The sequence below is a fragment of the Actinokineospora sp. HUAS TT18 genome, assembly GCF_051364635.1.
Classification (GTDB): domain Bacteria; phylum Actinomycetota; class Actinomycetes; order Mycobacteriales; family Pseudonocardiaceae; genus Actinokineospora.
Genome location: NZ_CP195645.1, coordinates 416,531 through 432,185, shown reverse-complemented (window position 1 = coordinate 432,185; position 15,655 = coordinate 416,531). Strand labels below are relative to the sequence as shown.

Here is a 15,655-nt window from a genome sequence, read left to right as displayed (position 1 = left end):
CGGGGGCAGCCGCACCACCCGGCGGTCGGTCAGGTGACGGTGATCGCGTGGGTGACCGTGAAGGTCTGGCCCGTACTGTCCCTCACCGTGAGCCTCGCGGTGTACGAGCCCTTGCGGGAGTACGTGTGCGACGTGGACAAGGCGTGGACGTTCGCCGTGTTGTCACCGAATACCCACTCCTGGTCCACAATGGTCCGTCCCGCGACCGGAGTGGCCGTCGCGGTCAGGTTGACCGTGAGTGGTGCCGTGCCGGTTGCCGGGGTGGCCGACGACGTGACCGTTGTTCCAGGTTCCTGCTTGACTCCCCTGCCGTTGAACCGGAGCCAGTCGAGCGACAGCAGGTCCGTGCCCGCGGCGGGGGTCGGGTTGGCGAACACCGCGTAGAGCGTGAACGTTCCGCCCGGGTTGGTGAGGGTGGCCGTCGGCGAGATCAGGTTGTCCCAGCTCCCCGTCGGCGGGATCGTCGCCTTGCCCAGCAGCGTGCCGGTGGGTGAGTCCTTGCGGAACTCGATGTCGCCGCCCGGGCCACCTGACGAGGCGCCGACCGTGACCGTGCCGATGTTCTGCAGGTTGACCGGGCCGAAGTTGATCCAGTCGCCGTGGTCGAGGTCGCCGAGGCGCTTGCCCGCGCGGGCGGTGGCGCGGTCGAACACGGTCACCCCGCTGTGCGCGTCGAAGTGCTCGGCTTCCTTGTCCTTCGTCTGCAGTTCGACCTGGACGGAGCCGACCAGCGCGGGCACGCCGCCCGGGCCGCCGCCGTCGGTGTACTGCGCGCTGACCCTGGTGTAGAGGTCCTGCCCCGGGCCGTGGCCGTCGCCCGCGTCGGCGTCGGTGATGAGCACGCCGGAGCAGCCGATGTAGTTGTCGAGCGGGTGCGCGTGGTCGTCGTGGCCCAGCAGGGTCTGCACGACGACGCGGGAGCAGTCGATGGTGGCGTCCTCGGGATCGGTGACCGTCACGGTGTACGGGATGTGGTCGCCGAAGTCGAAGAAGCCGCCGCTCGGGATGTTGAGCTTCACCGTCGGCCGGGTGTTGCCCACGGTGATCTCGGTGGCGGCCACCCCGGAGCCGACGCTGTTGCTGACCGTCAGCCGGGCGTTGAACCGGCCATTGGTGCTGTAGGTGTGCGTGGGGTTGGCGGAGGTGGAGTCGACCGTGCCGTTGCCGTCGAAGTCCCAGGCGTAGCTGAGGTTCGTCCCCGTCGAGCCACCGCTGGAGAAGGCCACGGTCAGCGGGGCCGAGCCACTGTCCTTGCTCGCGGTGATCTTCGCGGTCGGTGGGACGCCGTTGGCGACGTAGTCGATCCGGTAGATGCCCGCGCCCTCGTTCGTCCCGCCGCGGCCGCTGCCCGAGCCCGCGCCGAAGTCGATCGCGTAGAGCGACCCGTCCGGACCGAACTCGGCCTCGAACGGCTGGATCCACGACATGTCAGGCAGGATCCCGTTGATCGACTGCAGGTCGCCGACCTTGGTCGCGCCGAACCGCGGATCGGTGAACGTCTGCGCCGTCTTGTGGGTCGACAGTGTCTTCCACCACTTGCGGGTCAGCTCGAAGATGATCCACTTGCCTTCGTAGTACTCGGGGAACTTCGTCACCCGCGGGTTCGCCGGGTCGTAGTCGTACACCGGACCGCTCATCGGGCCGCCGCCGCCGGTGCCGACCTCGGGGAACTCGGTCGACGCCGAGTAGGCGTACCAGACCAGCGGCGCCTTCGACGCCGGGAGGTTCGTCAGACCCGTGTTGTTCGGCGAGTTGTTGACGGGCGCCGCGCAGTTGAACTTGGCGCCTGAAGTGGAGGTGGCGAAGTCGTAGTCGTTGAACGGGGTGTTGTTGCCGACGCAGTACGGCCAGCCGTAGTTGCCCGCGCTCGTGATGCGGTTGAACTCGACCGTCCCTTCAGGACCGCGGTTCGGGTTGGCCGCGGTCGCGTCGGGGCCGTAGTCGGCCACGAGCAGCGCGTTGGTCACCGGGTCGACGGTGATGCGGAACGGGTTGCGCATACCCATGGCGTAGATCTCGGGCTTCGTCTTGGCCGTGCCCGCGGTGAACAGGTTGCCCGAAGGGATCGTGTACGTGCCGTCGGCCTGCGGCCTGATGCGGAGCACCTTGCCGCGGAAGTCGTTGGTGTTGCCCGACGTGCCCTGTGCGTCGTAGGCCCGGCGGCCGTCGCGCTCGTCGATCGGGGTGAAGCCGGACGACGCGAACGGGTCGATGTTGTCACCGATGGCGGCGTACAGGTTGCCCGCCTTGTCCATCGCGATGGACCCGCCCATGTGGGAGTTGGCCCGGCCCTCGCCGCGGAACGTCGGGATCGTGAGCAGCCGCTTCTCCGAGCTGAGCGCCACCGCGTTGTTCGCCACGGTGAACCTGGACAGGTTCAGCTGTTTGAGCGTCTTGTCCGACCACAGCAGGTAAATCCAGCCGTTGGTGGCGAAGTTGTTGTCGATGGTGAGGCCCAGCAAACCGTCCGACTGGCTCGTCATCTCCGGGGTGTAGGCGAAGTCGAGCAGCGTGGTGACGGCCAGCGTGGACTGGTCGATCACCTTCAGCGCGCCCGTGCGCTGGATGTAGAACACCCGGCGGTCGGGTGCGACCGCGAGCTCGAACGGGTCGGCCAGGTCCTGTCCGACCAGCGTGGTCCGCTGGAAGCTGCCGGTCTTCGTCGCGCCGCACTCGCCCTGGACCGCGCCCGCGGCCCACTCGATGCCGTAGCGCAGGTGCTCCAGGAAGAACGGCTCGTTGAACGAGGACGGGGCGTGCCCGCCAGCGGTGAACCAGGACCGGCCGCCGTCATAGTTCTGGCACCACGAGTACGGGTGTTCGACGCCCTCGTCCAGGGTGCCGGTGATCCCGTCACGGAGCTTGATCTGCGCGAGCGTGTGCACCTTGCCGGTCGGGTTGGTCCGCCAGTTGTACCACTCCTCGCTGCGCTCCCAGAGTTCCGGAAGGTTCTTCGTGGAGGGGTGCGCGCGGTCGATGACCTTGATCCGCCCCGGGTAGGTGCCCTCGGGCGTGCTGTACGGCGGGTGGTTGGAGAAGATCGTGCCGACAAGGCCCTCATACCAAGGCCAATTGCGCTCGCTGGCGCTGGCGGCGTGCAGGCCCGCCCAGCCACCGCCGCCGCGGATGAAGTTCTGGAACGCGAGCCGCTGCGAGGCGTTCAGCAGGTCGCCCGACGTCTCGTTGGAGTTGGTGTTGTTGAAGACGATCGCGTCGAAGGTGGCCAGGTTGGCGTCGGTGAACTGGTTCGCGTCGTCGGAGACGACCACCTCGAAGTTGTGGTCGACGCCCAGCTTCTGGATCGCGGCCTTTCCCGCCGGGATCGAGCTGTGGGTGAAGAACGTGACCTTGGAGAACACCAGAACCCGGAACCTGGGCGCGGCCTGCGCGGGAACCGCGGCGGCGCCGATGAAGAGCAACGCGGCCAGTGCCGCCAGTAGCGGCTTGAACAACCTCATGTCTGCTCCGTACAGGGTCGAAGTGCCGTCGCGGTCGCACCAGGGAGCTGGCCGTCCATAGTGGACAGCCAGGAGCGGCGGCGTGGTCGGAGTCGTTCGGCAAGCGCTTTCCCACGCACAGTAGGGCGTCTACCACGAAGAGACAAGACTTAACTTCCGCATGACAGGACCGGTACAGGACACGCCTGTCGTCCGTCTGGCGCAGTCCGTTCGATCCGGTGCGCCAACCGGGTGAATGGGGGTCACGTCGAGTTCGCCCGCGTCCCGGCAAGCTGGTGCGCTCGTTCGACATCGACCTGCTCGGCGCCCACGAATCCCACTAGCGCAGGTCCACGACCGTCACGCCCGCCCGCGCTGGAACCGGATTGTTCATCGCCTCCAGCGCGGCGGGCACGTCCGAGAGGCCGATTCGGTCGCCGACGATCACGCCGAGGTCCAGCCGCGACTGCTCGATGAGCCGGAACATCGCCGGGTACTCGTGCGCCTGAACCCCGTGGCTGCCCAGGATCCGCAGTTCGTCGCCGATCACCCGGTGCATCGGGATCGGCGGGACGCCTTGCGTTGGCGGCATCAGGCCGACCTGCACGTGCCTGCCCCGCTTCCGCAGGGAGTCGACCGACGACGCGCACGTGGTCGGGTGCCCGACGCAGTCCAGTGACAGGTGGGCGCCGCCCCCGGTGATCTCGCGGACGGCGGCGCCGGTGTCCTCGACGTCGGCGCCGTTGACCGTGGCCACCGCGCCGAGGGACTCGGCCAGCGCGAGCGCGTCCGGCGACAGGTCGACCGCGACGACCCGCGCTCCGGCCGCGACCGCCACCATGACCGCCGACAACCCGGCGCCGCCGCAGCCGTGGACGGCCACCCACTCCCCCGCCCGCAGTTCACCCACCCGCAGCACCGCGCGGAAGGCCGTGCCGAACCGGCACCCCAGCGCCGCGGCCGTGATCGAGCCGAGCGACTCGGGCAGCCGCACCAGGTTCACGTCCGCTCGCTCGACGGCCACCTGTTCGGCGAAGGAACCCCAGTGGGTGGAGCCGGGCTGGAACTGGTGGTCGCAGATCTGCTGGTCGCCCACCGCGCACTGTGGACACGCGCCGCAGGCGCAGACGAACGGCGCGGTGACCCGGTCACCCGGCCGCCAGTCCCGCACGAGTTCGCCGACTGACACGATCCGCCCGGCGAACTCGTGCCCGGCCACGTGCGGCAGCGCCACGCTCGGATCATGGCCACGCCACGCGTGCCAGTCGCTGCGGCAGACACCCGTCGCCTCGACCGCGATCACCACACCGTCCGGTGTCGCCGTCGGATCCGCGACCTCGCGTACCTCGGGAGTGACCCCGAACGTCTCGAACACAACCGCGCGCACACGAAGTCCTTCCCGGAGCCACCACCGCCGAGCCGAAGGTACCGCGACCCGGGAGACCGAAGCCGCGATGGCGCGACCAGGGAAGTGCGCTGGACATAAGCTCGTATCCGAAACCAGTGGGCGACGCGGGGGGACGGGACATGCTGAGGGCGACGACGCCGCGGGGGCGGTGCCTGGAGGGGCTGCGCGAGGTGCGGGTCGCGACCATCCGGGAGTTGGCCGCGCGCACCGGGCTCTCCCGGCCCACCGTCGAGGCACTGGTCGGCGACTTCGAGGCCGACGGCCTGGTGGACGGCGACATCGCGCCCGCGCCGCCCAGTTCGGGTGGGGGCAGGCCCGCGCGGCGCTACCGCTTCCGCGCCGAGCGGCACCACGTCGTCGGGCTGGACCTCGCCGACGTCCGGCAGCGGGTGGCGATCGCCGATCTGGCGGGGGACGTCGTCCATACCGACACCGATGGACCCGCCAGCCCGCGCACGGGTGCCGCGGACATCGCGCCGCTGCGGGACCACATCGCGCGGGCGTTCGACGCGGCGCGGCTGCCGCTCAACACGCTGGCGGGCATCACGGTCGCGGTGCCCGGGATCGTCGGCGGGGACGGCAGGCTGTCGCACTCGCCCGCGGTGCGGGAGTGGCAGGGTGTGGACATCGCGGGGCGGTTGAGCGACCTGTTCGGGTGCCCGGTCACGGTGGAGAACGACCTCGTGCTCGCCGCGGGCGCCGAGGCCACACTCGGTGCCTCCCGGTTCGCCGACACCAGCCTGTACCTGCTCACCTGGTTCCACGTCTCGGCGCGGATCGTCCTCGGCGGGCGGGTGCACGTCGGGCGCCACCACCAGGCGGGCGAGCTGCTGGCGCTGCGGGTCCTCTCCGGGCCGGTGCGCGGCGACGAGGGGCCATGGGAGCACATCGAGGCCACGGACGCGCGGCTCGCGGCAGGCGGGCCGGACGGGCTCGAACTCGCCGAGGAGCTGACCGACCGGATGGCCCTCGCGGTCGGCGGCCTGCTCGCCGCGGTCGACCCGGATCTCGTCGTACTCGGCGGGCGGCTCGGCCGATACGCCGACCTGCTCGTCCCGATGCTGCGGCCCAAGGTCGCCGCCCAGCTCAACCTGCCGTTCGAGTACCCCATCGTCGGGCACGCGCTCGGCGAGCTGGACGTGTCGCTCGGCGGGGTCCTGCGGACCTTCGACAACGTCGGCGCGACCCTGCTGCGCAGCCCCGACGTCAGCGCCCCCTTGCTCAACCTGCGTGAGCACGCTCCCGTCTGATTGTGAAACCCGGCGACCCAACTAGGTCACAGTTGGGTAACTGACTCAAACAAACCTTGTGTTGACCAAGCATCTCCAGCAACTCTCCACACCCAACAGTAAGAAAAGCCGTTTTCACTACTGGCTGGACATCACCCGGAGACGCACCTGATGAACGACCTGACCATCGCCGTCATCGGGGTCGGTGCGCGAGCGCACATCGCCGAGCACGCGGTGGCCGCGGGGGCCACGCTGGTCGCCGCGGTCGACCCCGACGACCGGGCCGCCGACCGCGCGGCCCGCTGGTTCGGCGACCTGCCGGTGTACCGGGACGTCACCGCGCTGCTGACCGCGTGCCCGGACCTGGACGCCGCGATCGTCACCAGCCCCGACCACACCCACGCCGACGTGAGCGAGCAGCTGCTCGCCGCCGGGGTCGCGGTGTACCTGGAGAAGCCGCTGGCGACCACGATCGAGGACGCCGACCGCGTGCTCGCCGCCGCGCACCGCTCGGGCGCCAAGCTGTACGTCGGTCACAACATGCGGCACATGCACGTCGTGCGGCTCATGCGGGAGATCATCGCGCGCGGCGAGATCGGCGAGGTGACCTCGATCTGGTGCAGGCACTTCGTCGGCCACGGCGGCGACTACTACTTCAAGGACTGGCACGCCGAACGCGCGAAGACGACGTCGCTGCTGCTGCAGAAGGGCGCGCATGACATCGACGTGATCCACTGGCTCGCGGGCGGGGTCACCCGCGAGGTCGTCGCGATGGGCGACCTGACGGTCTACGACCGCGTCGACTCGCGCCGGGACAACAGCGACCGCACGATGCGCGACTGGTTCTCCCTGGACAACTGGCCGCCGCTGGCCCAGACCGACCTCAACGAGGCCATCGACGTCGAGGACCTGTCGATGGTCCTCATGCGACTCGACAACGGTGTGCTGGCCAGCTACCAGCAGTGCCACTACACCCCGGACTACTGGCGCAACTACACCGTCATCGGCACCGAGGGCCGGATCGAGAACTTCGGCGACGGCGCGGGCGGCCAGGTGCGGGTGTGGACGAAGCGCTCCGGCTACGACGCCGAAGGCGACCGGTCATACCCGATCGACGGCGACGACGGCCACGGCGACGCCGACCTGCTGACGATGACCGAGTTCCTGCGGCTCGTCCGCGACGGCGAGCCGACCGACACCGACCCGGTGTCCGCGCGCGAGGCCATCGCCACCGGGGTCGCCGCCACCCGGTCGCTGCGCACCGGCTCGACCCCGCAGCGCGTTCCCCCGGTCGAACCGGAGATCGCCACCTACTTCGCCACGCACCAACCCGCCCGTCCCCTGCTCGACCACTAGGAGTACTGATGAAGAAGCACTTAACCGTGCTGTCCGCCCTCGTCGCCGCGTCGGTCGCCCTGGCCGGGTGCGGCGGCGGGTCCGGCGACAGTGGTGCCGCGGCGCAGCCCGCCAACCCCGCCGACCTGAAGGCGGAGATCACCTACGGGGTGTGGGGGCAGAACGTCGACGCGGCCGCCAAGCAGGTGGTCGCCGACTTCAACAAGACCTATCCGAACGTCAAGGTCAACGTCCAGATCTCGCCGTACAAGGACTACTGGACCAAGCTCCAGACCCAGGCCAGCTCGAAGACCCAGCCCGACGTGTTCTGGATGAACGGCCCGAACTTCCAGCTGTACGCGGCGAACAAGAAGCTGGCCCCGCTCACGGGCCTGGTGGACAACAAGAAGATCGACCCGGCGAACTACCCGAAGGCGTTGGACACGCTCTACACCTACGAAGGTGTCCGCTACGGCGTGCCGAAGGACTACGACACCATCGCGGTGTTCTACAACAAGAAGCTGTTCGCCGAGGCCGGTGTCGCCGAGCCGAAGTCCGACTGGACCGTCGAGCAGTTCACCCAGGCCGCCAAGGACATCCGCGCGAAGCTGAAGGCCAAGGACGTCTTCGGCGTCACCGCCACGCTCGTCGACGGCGGCCAGCAGACCTACTACGACACGATCGCCGCGGCGGGCGGCGAGATCATCTCCGCCGACGGCAAGAAGTCCGGCTTCGACTCCCCGGAGGCCATCCGCGGCCTGCAGGTGTGGACCGACCTGATCGCCGCCGACGCCATGCCGACCCTCGCGCAGGACGCCGACACCCCGGCCCTCAACCGGTTCACCAGCGGTCGGGCCGCCATGCTGTGGACCGGTTCGTGGGACACCAAGCTCATCGCCGAGAGCCCGCTCGCCGCCGACGTGGCCGTCGCGCCGCTGCCGCAGGACAAGAAGCAGGCCACGGTCATCCACGGGCTGGCGAACGTGGTCAGCGCCGACACCAAGAACAAGGCCGCGGCGGAGGCGTTCCTCACCTACGTGTCCTCGAACGAGGCCGCGGTCACCTTCAGCAAGCTCAGCGGCGTGATCTCGGCGTACAAGGACACCCAGGAGTCGTTCCTCAAGGTGCTGCCCGGCGCCGACCTGAAGGTGTTCCTCGACGGCGCCGAGAACTACGCGGTGCCCTACCCGGTGAGCAAGAACTCCGCCGCATGGGGCAAGTTCGAGCCGCAGCTGCTGCCCGACGCGTTCTCCGGCGCCAAGCCGGTCGGCGAGGTCGCCAAGGCCATGGCCGACGCCATGAACAAGGCGCTGGAGAAGGAATGACCGCGCCAGCCACGGCGCCCGGCGCGGGGGTCACCACCCCCGCGCCGGGCGTTCCGGCCCGGCCGCGCAGACAACCCACCGCGCACGGTGCGTGGCCCTGGCTGTTCGTCGGGCCGCTGATGTTCGGCATCGCGGTGTTCTACCTGTGGCCGATCGTCCGCACCGCGTACTTCAGCTTCACCGAGTGGGGTGTGTTCGGCGGGTCCACCTGGATCGGCGCCGACAACTACGTGCGGCTGTTCTCCGACCCGGAACTGGGCGGCGCCGCGCTCAACACGCTCATCTACACCGCCATCGTCGTGCTGGGCGTGCCCATCGCGCTGGTGCTGTCGGCCCTGCTGAACCGCCCGGGGCTGCGCGGCGCGAAGATCTACCGGACGCTGTTCTTCCTGCCGTACGTGGCGATGCCGGTCGCCATCGCCCAGGTGTGGAAGGTCATCTACAACGGCGACTTCGGGATCCTGAACTGGACGCTCGGGCTGGTCGGGATCGAGGGCACGTACTGGGTGTCGACGCCCGGCTGGTCGCTGGTCGCCACCGCGGTCCTCGGGCTGTGGCTGTCCCTCGGGTTCAACATCATCATCCTGTCGGCCGCGCTGAAGAACGTGCCCCGGGAGCTGTACGAGGCCGCTTCGCTGGACGGCGCCTCCCCCACCCGGCAGTTCCTCTCCATCACCGTCCCGATGGTCGGCCGGTCGGTGTTCTTCGTGACCGTCGTGACGGTGATCGCGGGCCTGCAGCTGTTCGACCTGCTCTACGCGCTGGTCGGCGCGTCGAACCCGGTGATGCGGGAGACGAAGTCGCTGGTCTTCCTGTTCTACGAGGCGTCGTTCCCGAACAACGAGAAGGGCTACGGCGCCGCGGTCGCCATCATGATCCTGGTGATCATCGCCAGCGTCACCGCCATCCAGTTCCTCTTGCAGCGCAAGTGGGTGCACGATGTCTGACATCAAGCAGGGCCGGTCCTGGCCCACCCACCTGGTCCTGTCCGTGGGCGCCGCGACCATGGTCTTCCCGTTCCTGTGGCAGATCATCCTCAGCCTGTCCACGCAGAGCGAGGCGACGAGCGCGACCCCCACCCTCCCGGCCGCGCCCAGCCTGGCGAACTACGCGCTCGTCTTCGAGCGGCTGCCGTTCATGTCCCAGTTCTGGGTGTCCGTGCTGATCACCGTGATCCGCACCGGCGCCCAGCTCGTCCTGTGCTCGATGGCGGGCTACGCGTTCGCCCGCATGCGGTTCCGCGGCCGCGGCGTGCTGCTCGCGCTGACGCTGTCGATCCTCATGGTGCCCAGCCAGGTCTACCTGATCCCGCAGTACGAGATCATCGAGTCGATGCAGTGGCTGAACACCGTGCAGGGCGTCGTCGCCCCCGGTGTGTTCAGCGCGTTCGGGACATTCCTCATGCGCCAGTTCTTCGCGGCGCTGCCGACCGAGTTGGAGGAGGCCGCCCGCCTCGACGGCTGCAACCCGTTCCAGATCTTCTGGCGGGTGATGCTGCCACTCACCAAACCGGGGCTCGTCGCGCTGGCGATCATCACGGTGCTGTGGTCGTGGAACGACCTGCTGTGGCCCCTCGTCGTCACGACCGAGGACGCCAGCATGCCGCTGTCGGTCGGCCTCGCGACGCTGCAGGGTGAACGCAGCACCCAGATCCCGCTGGTGATGGCGGCGAGCATCCTGGCGATGGCGCCGGTCCTGGTGCTGTTCATCGTGCTGCAGCGCCGGGTGATCGACGGCATCGCCCACACCGGCCTCAAGTAGAGCTGGTGGCTGGCCTTGGTGCCGCGTGGCACCAAGGTCAGCCGACGGAGTCGAGGTTGGCCTGCCAAGCGAACCGGCGAGGGGGCGACCCTGGCGACTATCCGCCCAGACCGCGGCGGTCAGGGCCAGGCTCGCGCGCGCGGCGCGGATGTCGCACGGGGTGAGGCGGCGGAGTCCATGAGCGTCACGCGTCGAACGGGGGTGGGCCGAGGATCTCGATGGCGCCGGTCGTGCGGGCGGCGGCGCCGACGCGGGCGAAGTCGACGGGGATCGCGGGGCTGCCGTCCGGGGCGGGTTCGCTGGCGAGGCGGTAGAACTCCTCGTCGCCGCCGGGGGTGTGCAGGCACAGGAGGCGGGTGCCCGTGGCGGTGACCTTGAAGGCGTGCGGAACGCCGCGTGGCAGCACCGCGACGCCGCCCGCGGCCAAAGTCTGGTGTCTCCCGTCGACGAACAGCGAGATCTCGCCTTCGAGCAAGTAGAACGTCTCGTCCACCTCGGGATGGACGTGCAGCGGGGTGACCTTGCCCGCTTCCATCGCGTCCTCGAACAGCAGGAACGCCCCGCCGGTCTCGGCGGCGGTGGCCTTCCACGTCATCAGTCCGCCGCCGCAGAACCACCTCCGCTCGCCCTCGCCGCTGTGTCGCACTGTCGAGTCGAGTGTCTTCATGGGTGGGCCTGCTTCCAGCTTCATGGGACTTAAGTCCCATAATGAACGTACGGTACCGTGAAGACCATGTCAACGCCGTACGAGCTGGTCGGCCGCTCCCGCCAGAAGCAGCGCACCCGCAACGACCTGATCGCCGCGGCGCGCGAGCTGATCGCGCAGGGCGGCGCGCCGCCGACCGTCGAGGAGGCGGCGGCCGCGGCCTCGATCTCGCGCACGACGGCCTACCGGTACTTCCCCAACCAGAAGGCGCTGCTCGTCGCGGCGCATCCCGAGACCGAGATCGCCTCGCTGCTGCCGCCCGACGCGGGTGACGACGTCGAGGACCGGCTGCGCACGGTGATCACTTCCCTCGTCACGCTCATCATCGAGTCTGAGCCGCAGCAGCGGACGATGCTGCGGCTGTCCCTGGAGCCCGGCACCACCCCGAACGAGTTGCCCCTGCGCAAAGGGCGGGCGATCGGCTGGATCGAGGACGCCCTCGAACCGCTGCGGCCGCGCCTGACCGACGACGGCGTGCACCGCCTGGCCGTCGCCATCCGGGCCACGGTCGGCATCGAGTCGCTTGTCTGGCTGACCGACGTCGCCGGGCTGCCGCGGGAGCAGGCCGCCCAGCTCATGCGCTGGTCAGCCGAGGGCCTGCTGCGGCACGCGCTCGCCGACGGGACCTGGCAACTGTGATTAAAGATGCACTTTCTCGTTGACTTTCGAGCAACATCCGTCAACAATCCGGGTGTTCGATCATCGCGGCCGCGGTGATCGAACACCTCGCGAGCAGCTCCCGACCGAGTCGAGGTCTCGACGCGCGACACCTGCGAGCACCGCGCGACGAGCGACCTCGACCCGGCTCCCGGGGGTCCGGCCTGCCGCGAGGTACTCCTGCGCTGTTCCCTGCGTTCGAAGGAGCCTTCATGGCTGAAATCTCCCGTCGGTCCCTGTTCGGCGGCGCAATCGCCACCGGAGCCCTGGCCGTGGGGGTGGGTTCGGCCACCTCCGCCGCCGCCGCGGTGCCGCCGCCTCGACAGACCGGCCAGACCACGATGATCGACGTCCCCTTCCCCGCGCACTCCACCGTCCGCATCGGCCTCATCGGCCTGGGCAACCGCGGTGGCGGCATGTCCGGCGAGTGGGCCCGGGTGCCCGGCTGCGTCGTCACCGCCGTGTGCGACATCCGCAGCGACCGCGCGCAGCGCGTCGCCGACCAGCTTGTCGCGGGGGGACGGCCGCGGCCCGCGGTCCACGGCGGTTCCGCGGACTCCTACCAGGCCCTGCTCGCGCGGACCGACGTCGACCTCGTCTACATCGCCACGCCGTGGGAGTTCCACTACGTGCAGGGTCGCGACGCGATGCTGGCGGGCAAGCACGTGGCGGTGGAGCTGCCGATCGCCACGTCGATGACCGAGCTGTGGAGCCTGGTCGACACCTCCGAGCGCACCCGCAAGCACCTGATGCTGGCCGAGAACGTCTGCTACGGCAGCCACGAACTGGCCATGGTCAAGATGTCGCAGGCCGGGGTGTTCGGCGAGGTCACCAACGGCCACGGCGGCTACCTGCACGACCTGCGCGCCCTGCTGTTCAACGACGGCTACTACACCGACGACTGGCGGCGCCTCTGGCACACGCGCAGCACGGCGAGCTTCTACCACATGCACGGCCTCGCCCCGGTCGCCGCGGCGATGGACATCAACCGCGGTGACCGCTTCACCACCGTCAACGCCACCGCCACCCCGGCGCGCGGCCTCGCCGACTACCGGCAGCGCTTCGTGCCTGCCGGGCACCGTTCGTGGAACGAGACCTACATCAACGGCGACCTGGTCACCTGTCACATCAAGACGTCCAAGGGCTACGACATCCGCACCGCGCACGACGTCAGCACGCCCCGCCCCTACAGCCGGATCAACAGTGTCGCGGGCACCCGCGGCATGTTCGAGGGCTACGCGGGCACGGCGTCGGGCTCGCGGGTCTACTTCGAGCCCGCCCACACCGACCACGGCTGGCGCGACTTCGGCACCTACGCCGAGCAGTACAAGCACTGGCTGGTGGCCAAGCTCGCGGGCTCCGGCGGCGGCCACGGCGGCATGGACTTCATCATGGCCTGGCGCTTCGTGCAGCAGATGCGCGCGGGCCTCGTCCCGGACATCGACGTCTACGACTCCGCGGCCTGGTGCGCGCCGATCCCGCTCAGCGTCGACTCCCTGGCACTGGGCGGCGCCGCGGTCGAGGTCCCCGACTTCACCCGCGGCGACTGGACGAGGTCGCGGCCCGGCCTGGACTCCCCGCCCTCCGACATGCCGACCGGCGGTGGCACCGCGCCGCTGGCGAGCCTGGCCGCCGCGTTCGACAACGTCGGCACCACCAGCGAGTCCAACACCACCCCCGGCAACTTCGACGGCGCGGGCAACAGCTTCTCCGCCGACAAGCTCACCGCCGCGGGCCTCGCGCCCGGCGCCACCTTCACCGCCCTCGGCGCGAGCCTCAAGTGGCCCACCGGGGTCGGCACGATCAACAACGCGCAGGGCCGCGGCCAGGTGATCAAGGTGACCGGCAGCGGAAGCAAGCTGGTCGTGGTCGGGTCCGGCATCGGCAGCGCGCCCAGCGGCACGGTCACGGTCAAGTACACCGACGGCACCACCGCCCAGGGCTCGATCACCTTCCCGAACTGGACGGCACCGGCCGCGGGCGGCGCCACCACGGTCGCCAGTGTGATCGGCCGCAACCGCCCCAGCGGCTACGGCGACACCAACTACACGTACCGGATCTTCGCGCACTCGGTCGCCATCAACCCGGCCAAGTCCGTCGACACGGTCACCCTTCCCGTCAACAGCGACCTGCACTTCTTCGGCATGGGCGTGGCCCCGTAAACCACTCCGGCAAGACGCCGCCGGGGCACTCCCCCGGCGGCGTCTTGCCGTCTCCCCGGCTACGTTCAACCCCATGACGCGGTTCGACCACGAGACCCTCGGCCAGCGTGTGCTGTTCGCGTCGGGCGAAGCCACCGAGAACCTGCGCGCCGAGGTGGCCCGGTTCAACGCCGCCGCGGTCATGGTGATCGCTGGGGCGGAACGGAACGCCGCGATCTGGCACGGCATTGAGCCTGCGCTGCTGCATACCGATGTCGCCCCGCACGTCCCGGTCGACAAAGCCGAGAAGGCGCGAGCGGCCGCGAGGAAGCACGGCATCGACCTGCTCGTCTGCGTCGGCGGCGGGTCCACGATCGGGCTGGCCAAGGCCGTCGCACTCACCAGCGACCTGCCGATCATCGCCGTCCCGACGACCTACGCCGGTTCCGAGGCGACCAACGTGTGGGGCATGACCGAGGCGGCACGCAAGACGACCGGCGTGGACGCCCGAGTCCTGCCCGCCACGGTGATCTACGACGCGACCCTGCAGGCGACCCTCCCGGTGGAGCTGAGTGTCGCATCAGGACTGAACGCGCTCGCGCACAGCGTCGACTCGATGTGGGCTCCGCGCACCGACCCGATCAACCAGGCACTCGCCGTCGAAGCCATCCGCGTGCTCGTGGCCGGGCTCCCGTTGATCAAGGCTGATCCGGGCGACCTGCGCGGGCACGAGAAGACCCTTTGCGGCGCGTACCTGTCGGCCGTCGCCTTCGCCTCCGCGGGCTCCGGGCTGCACCACAAGATCTGCCACGTCCTCGGCGGCGCCTACAACCTCCCGCACGCGCAGACCCACGCTGTCATCCTGCAACACGTCCTCGCCTACAACGCGCCAGCCGCCCCCGATGCCGCCGAACGCATCGCGGCGGCGTTCGGCGGCGCCGACGCGGTGGCGGGCCTGGCGTCGCTGCGCGCGACCCTCGACGCGCCGACTGCGTTGCGCGACTACGGGTTGCGCGAGTCCGACCTCGACGAGGCCGCCGAGCTCATCCTGCCCGCCGTACCCGCGTCGAACCCGCGGCCGGTGACCAAGGAGTCGCTGACCAGGTTGCTGCGCGACGCGTGGGCTGGGCGGAGCGCGTGCGGTTAGACATTCCATGGGCGAGACCGTTGCGGGGTGGTCGCCGTCGCCCTACTCTGCGGGCGATCATCCAGGTGGGGCGGAAGGTATTCGCGGTGAACAAACTGAGGACCAGTTCGGGTCGGTTCCTGGTCGGGCTGTTCCTGCTCGGCGCGGTGTACGTCCTCGTCTACATGATCCGGCTGACCGCGGACCGCGCGACCTGGGAGACCGCGGAGGCCACCGTGACCGAACGCCTCAAGAGCGGGCGCAGCGTGTCGCTGATGGTGTCCTACCCGGGACCGAACGGCACCGAGGTGGCCGAGGTCTCCGAGAGCGGCTCCGCCCACGAGGTGGGCGAGCGGGTGCCCGTGCGCTACGAGGTCAAGGACGGCAAGGTCAGCGACGTCGCGCTGGAGGACGCCAAGCAGGCCCACATCGTCGTGATCGTCCTGGCGAGCCTGGCCACGCTGAGCGGCCTCGGCATCAACCTTCTGGCCTGGCGCCGTCCCGACCCGCTCTGACCCTACTCTCCGGTC

Annotated in this window: 12 protein-coding genes; 9 read left to right on the top strand and 3 right to left on the bottom strand. The window is 69.7% G+C overall.

Annotated elements, in window-relative coordinates; translation table 11 throughout:
- Positions 1-29: 29 nt before the first annotated feature.
- On the bottom strand, positions 30-3,458 hold the full coding sequence (locus tag ACSHT8_RS02020; protein ID WP_436497108.1) for a ThuA domain-containing protein: 3,429 nt from the start codon (positions 3,456-3,458) through the stop codon (positions 30-32).
- A gap of 319 nt (positions 3,459-3,777) precedes the next feature.
- The gene (locus ACSHT8_RS02015) at positions 3,778-4,824 is read right to left on the bottom strand and encodes a zinc-dependent alcohol dehydrogenase family protein (RefSeq protein ID WP_436497106.1); all 1,047 of its coding nucleotides are present in this window, start codon (positions 4,822-4,824) and stop codon (positions 3,778-3,780) included.
- A 140-nt stretch (positions 4,825-4,964) separates the two neighbouring features.
- On the opposite strand from ACSHT8_RS02015, the gene ACSHT8_RS02010 reads away from it, so the two are divergent.
- The 5 genes from ACSHT8_RS02010 (at position 4,965) to ACSHT8_RS01990 (ending at position 10,495) form a co-directional block, all read left to right on the top strand.
- The gene (locus ACSHT8_RS02010) at positions 4,965-6,095 is read left to right on the top strand and encodes an ROK family protein (RefSeq protein ID WP_436497104.1); all 1,131 of its coding nucleotides are present in this window, start codon (positions 4,965-4,967) and stop codon (positions 6,093-6,095) included.
- Between the two features lie 150 nt (positions 6,096-6,245).
- Complete coding sequence (locus ACSHT8_RS02005; RefSeq protein ID WP_436497102.1) at positions 6,246-7,430, top strand: Gfo/Idh/MocA family protein; 1,185 nt, start codon at positions 6,246-6,248, stop codon at positions 7,428-7,430.
- Between the two features lie 8 nt (positions 7,431-7,438).
- Complete coding sequence (locus ACSHT8_RS02000) at positions 7,439-8,734, top strand: ABC transporter substrate-binding protein (RefSeq protein WP_436497100.1); 1,296 nt, start codon at positions 7,439-7,441, stop codon at positions 8,732-8,734.
- On the top strand, positions 8,731-9,681 hold the full coding sequence (locus tag ACSHT8_RS01995; protein WP_436497098.1) for a carbohydrate ABC transporter permease: 951 nt from the start codon (positions 8,731-8,733) through the stop codon (positions 9,679-9,681). Before ACSHT8_RS02000 ends, ACSHT8_RS01995 begins: the two co-directional genes overlap by 4 nt.
- Positions 9,674-10,495 carry a carbohydrate ABC transporter permease gene (locus ACSHT8_RS01990; RefSeq protein ID WP_436497096.1) on the top strand — a complete coding sequence of 274 codons (822 nt, stop codon included), beginning with the start codon at positions 9,674-9,676 and terminating at the stop codon, positions 10,493-10,495. Before ACSHT8_RS01995 ends, ACSHT8_RS01990 begins: the two co-directional genes overlap by 8 nt.
- Positions 10,496-10,679: 184 nt before the next feature.
- On the opposite strand, the gene ACSHT8_RS01985 is transcribed toward ACSHT8_RS01990, so the two are convergent.
- Positions 10,680-11,162 carry a quercetin 2,3-dioxygenase gene (locus ACSHT8_RS01985; protein ID WP_436497094.1) on the bottom strand — a complete coding sequence of 161 codons (483 nt, stop codon included), beginning with the start codon at positions 11,160-11,162 and terminating at the stop codon, positions 10,680-10,682.
- A 66-nt stretch (positions 11,163-11,228) separates the two neighbouring features.
- On the opposite strand from ACSHT8_RS01985, the gene ACSHT8_RS01980 reads away from it, so the two are divergent.
- The 4 genes from ACSHT8_RS01980 (at position 11,229) to ACSHT8_RS01965 (ending at position 15,640) form a co-directional block, all read left to right on the top strand.
- Positions 11,229-11,840, top strand: a complete 612-nt coding sequence (locus ACSHT8_RS01980; RefSeq protein ID WP_436497092.1) for a TetR/AcrR family transcriptional regulator — start codon at positions 11,229-11,231, stop codon at positions 11,838-11,840.
- 230 nt (positions 11,841-12,070) lie between these two features.
- Positions 12,071-14,020, top strand: a complete 1,950-nt coding sequence (locus tag ACSHT8_RS01975; protein WP_436497090.1) for a Gfo/Idh/MocA family protein — start codon at positions 12,071-12,073, stop codon at positions 14,018-14,020.
- 73 nt (positions 14,021-14,093) lie between these two features.
- Complete coding sequence (locus tag ACSHT8_RS01970) at positions 14,094-15,146, top strand: maleylacetate reductase (protein ID WP_436497088.1); 1,053 nt, start codon at positions 14,094-14,096, stop codon at positions 15,144-15,146.
- Positions 15,147-15,232: 86 nt separating this feature from the next.
- Positions 15,233-15,640 carry a hypothetical protein gene (locus ACSHT8_RS01965; RefSeq protein ID WP_436497087.1) on the top strand — a complete coding sequence of 136 codons (408 nt, stop codon included), beginning with the start codon at positions 15,233-15,235 and terminating at the stop codon, positions 15,638-15,640.
- The last annotated feature ends 15 nt before the right edge of the window (positions 15,641-15,655 follow it).